Source organism: Endozoicomonas arenosclerae (assembly GCF_001562015.1).
Lineage (GTDB): Bacteria > Pseudomonadota > Gammaproteobacteria > Pseudomonadales > Endozoicomonadaceae > Endozoicomonas_A > Endozoicomonas_A arenosclerae.
The window spans coordinates 1-3,290 of record NZ_LASA01000219.1 but is presented as its reverse complement, the minus strand read 5'-3'; the positions used below and the strand labels follow the sequence as shown (position 1 = coordinate 3,290).

Annotated in this window: 2 protein-coding genes; one reads left to right on the top strand and one right to left on the bottom strand. The window is 45.4% G+C overall.

Annotated features, from left to right (window positions below):
• Positions 1-604: 604 nt before the first annotated feature.
• Positions 605-1,381 (bottom strand): hypothetical protein, encoded by a 777-nt coding sequence (locus WG89_RS27775; protein ID WP_153301880.1) that lies wholly within the window; start codon positions 1,379-1,381, stop codon positions 605-607.
• A 441-nt stretch (positions 1,382-1,822) separates the two neighbouring features.
• Here WG89_RS27775 and WG89_RS27770 point away from each other — a divergent pair, with 441 nt between their 5' ends.
• On the top strand, positions 1,823-3,082 hold the full coding sequence (locus tag WG89_RS27770) for a bifunctional aspartate transaminase/aspartate 4-decarboxylase (protein ID WP_062270937.1): 1,260 nt from the start codon (positions 1,823-1,825) through the stop codon (positions 3,080-3,082).
• The last annotated feature ends 208 nt before the right edge of the window (positions 3,083-3,290 follow it).

The following is a 3,290-nucleotide window of genomic DNA, read 5'->3' as shown; positions in this document are numbered from 1 at the left end:
CTGGCTGAGAGCCCTGCGAAAACGCAGCCAGCGCCACACCCTGACGTGGACAAAGATGACGAAACTCATCAAATACTTCATCCCGAGCAGTACACTCACACACCCATACCCAAATCAGCGAATGTGTGTTTGATTGATGGTAGGAGCCGTATGCATTAGTAGTGCACGTACGGATCTGTGCCGGAGGGGTGATGAACTAATGGTCTAAAAACTGTTGGTAAATCAACCCTTTACGGCGATAACATTTGACTAGCCACACAGTGAAACTACTTTTCTCCTGTCACTGAATTCTTTAAACTGGAGCCCCCATGACCCGAGCTCGCAGTAAGTTGATTGATCCAGGTTCAACACCTTACTATCTTGTGCTTTAGGCCGATCTTCAAGAAGACATGCTCTGGCAAGAAGACTCGTCCCCTGGGAGTGAGTTGCTGGTGTTTCATTGTTGAGAATTATATATTCTATGGATGTCCCTGACTTCCACCTGATTTCCGATCCATCGCTCTAAAGCAATGATGTTTAGGGAATGCTCAGGCATTCCCGACAAAAAACCGGTGTTACTCATTCGAGTTCACCGGTTTTTTTATGATTCATGACTTTTTATTTTTTACGAATCAGGCGTTACTCGCCAATACCCAATCTCAAGAATCTGGGTTTTGATCTTTGAAGTGGGAGCGCCTTTTATAATCTCAAAATGACCTCTAGCCTGGGTAGGAGGCACTAATTTTTCAAAGCTCTCCCCATCCGGTGCTATGTGAATGACGACTTTGCCTGTGCGCGTGCATTCCTCTAATAACTTCCTGAGATAAGTAGGGCTGGGATTGGGATAGCACATTAAAACTATCTTTCGGTCACTTTCCTTGAGTACATTGATTGCATTGGCTTGCTGTACGGAAGCTCCCTTAACAGGTCTCATGAGAGAGTAATGCTCTTGAATTCCAAAACATTGCGCGAGGCCCGTTGGATAGGCCGATTCAATATTTCTGATAGAAAAGTTGTCGCTTGAGACTACATCGATACTACGCTCTGTCAGAGACTTGTTGAGCCATCCAGCTCCCGCCATCAACTCTTCTACTCTTGGGTCGGCCTGCTTTTCGATGAATTCAACCAGGTCTGAGAGTAACTCTTTGTCCAGAAGTGCAAAATTATAAAATTCTGAAGACTGCAGGACTCTAAAATGCACACTCAACATATTGAGTTCATCCTGAAGCTTTTTCGGGAAATGCTTTGTCTCTTTTGTAAAATCTGAGTAGACAGAATTGGATAGTACACAGTGCTCCGGTAGTGTCCCTGTTTGTAGGGCTAGAATATTGTCGTTGTAAGCTTGAAGTATGTTCTCTACTTTTTGCTTTTCCTCCTCAGAAAGCCCTAGTTCCCTGAACATTCTGTGCACCCATTCAAGGTGTTCACCAAAGTGACTGAGTGGTGTAAGTGTTCGATCAAATGACACTGAAAAACTGGAAAGCTTCAGCTGATCCAGGCTTTGGATAACTCTCTCTGTTTTAGCCTTTTGCTCAGGCGAAGATTCAGAGGTTCTTAATCCGGGTTCTTGATGAGTTTCAAGTAATGGCAGGCAATCAGGCTTAGGACTGTGTACGAGAACAGCTGAGTCTGTTGAGGTATGACGGGGTGGGCTGGAGCTCAGGCTGTCCATAATCTCACGATCCTTGTTCGTATGGGTAATGGGGGTTAGACAGTCTGAATCTTGAAAGATTCCCCGTAATAGCCTGCTTTTTTCCTGCTATATATTGAGAGCCCGTAATCTTATGGTTCCTCGTTTCTGACTATCCACAGTCAACTCAATCTGTTTATAAGGGGAGTGAGCATGAAGTCGATGCCTGAAATATCGAGTGATCTTAGTCCTTTTGAAGTCAAAGACTGTTTGATTGAGCGAGCCAAAAGCAAGCATGAAAGTATGATGTTGAATGCAGGGCGTGGTAATCCTGATTTTGTGGCCACTTTACCCCGTTATGCCTTTCTCAGGCTGTATGAGTTTGCTTTGCTGGAGGCAGAGCGATCTTTCAGCCACCTTTATGGTGGATTTGGGGGGCTTCCTGATCCATCAGGGGTAGTAGGTCGATTTGATGAGTTTGTTCATTCCCGTCATGGAGAACAGGGGATCCATTTTTTGCAGGCGGCTACTTCATATGCCAGCAGTCATTTGGGTATCCAGGCTGAGGATTTTTTGCATGAAATGGTTGAAGCCATTCTGGGCTGCTCGTATCCCAATCCACCAAGAATCCTCCCCTGTATAGAGTCGATTCTTCGGGAATTTATTATCCAGGAGATTAAGAAAGGGGAGCGTAGCCACAAAGACTTCGAGGTATTTGCTACGGAAGGTGGAACGGCAGCCATGACCTACGTTTTTCGAAGTCTGGTGAGTAATGGACTGCTGAATAAAGGGGATACCATTGCCCTGGCCACTCCGATTTTTTCACCGTACCTTGAAATACCAGCATTGCCTGAATATCAATTTAATGTCGTTGAAATTGAATCGACACAAGAAAATGACTGGCAGATCACTGAAGAAGCGTTGTTAAAGCTGGAAAACCCGGCGATTAAACTGTTCTGTGTGGTCAATCCTGCCAACCCTACCTCAGTCTGTATGAATCAAAAGACGCTTTCTACGCTGGCAGAGCTTGTTGAGAAAAAGCGACCTGATCTCATGATTCTCACTGATGATGTGTATGGCACTTTTACAGAAGCCTTTCACTCCCTGTTTGCGGTATGTCCAAGGAATACGCTTTGCGTTTATTCCTTCTCCAAGTATTACGGTGCAACAGGCTGGCGGCTCGGAACCATCTGTCTGACTCAAGAGAATATTTTTGACCAGAAGCTCGGAGAGTTACCTGAAAAAACAGTCAAGGCGCTGAATCGTCGATACTCATCGCTGACCCGAGAGCCAGAACAGCTGAATTTTATGGAACGTCTCGTCGCAGACAGCAGAGATGTGGCATTGAACCATACGGCAGGGCTATCGACGCCTCAGCAGGTGCAAATGGTTCTGTTTGCTCTCTCAAGTCTTCTGGATCAGGGTGATGTTTATAAACAGTCATCTAGCAGCCTGTCGGACTTGAACCCATAAACGCAGTTCAAGTAATTTCAGACTCTGACTATTCCGGAGAGAACTTATAAAACCCTCTCCGGCGCATTACATTTTCAACTTGTCCTTATGATTTTTCTCACTCTTGGCCTCAGATCAGCCCAATAGTGCCACAGATAAGTCGCCAACAAGACCAGTTCCAACCACTGCTCTTCATTCACTTGTTTCAGGCTGAACATCCGCCTCAAGT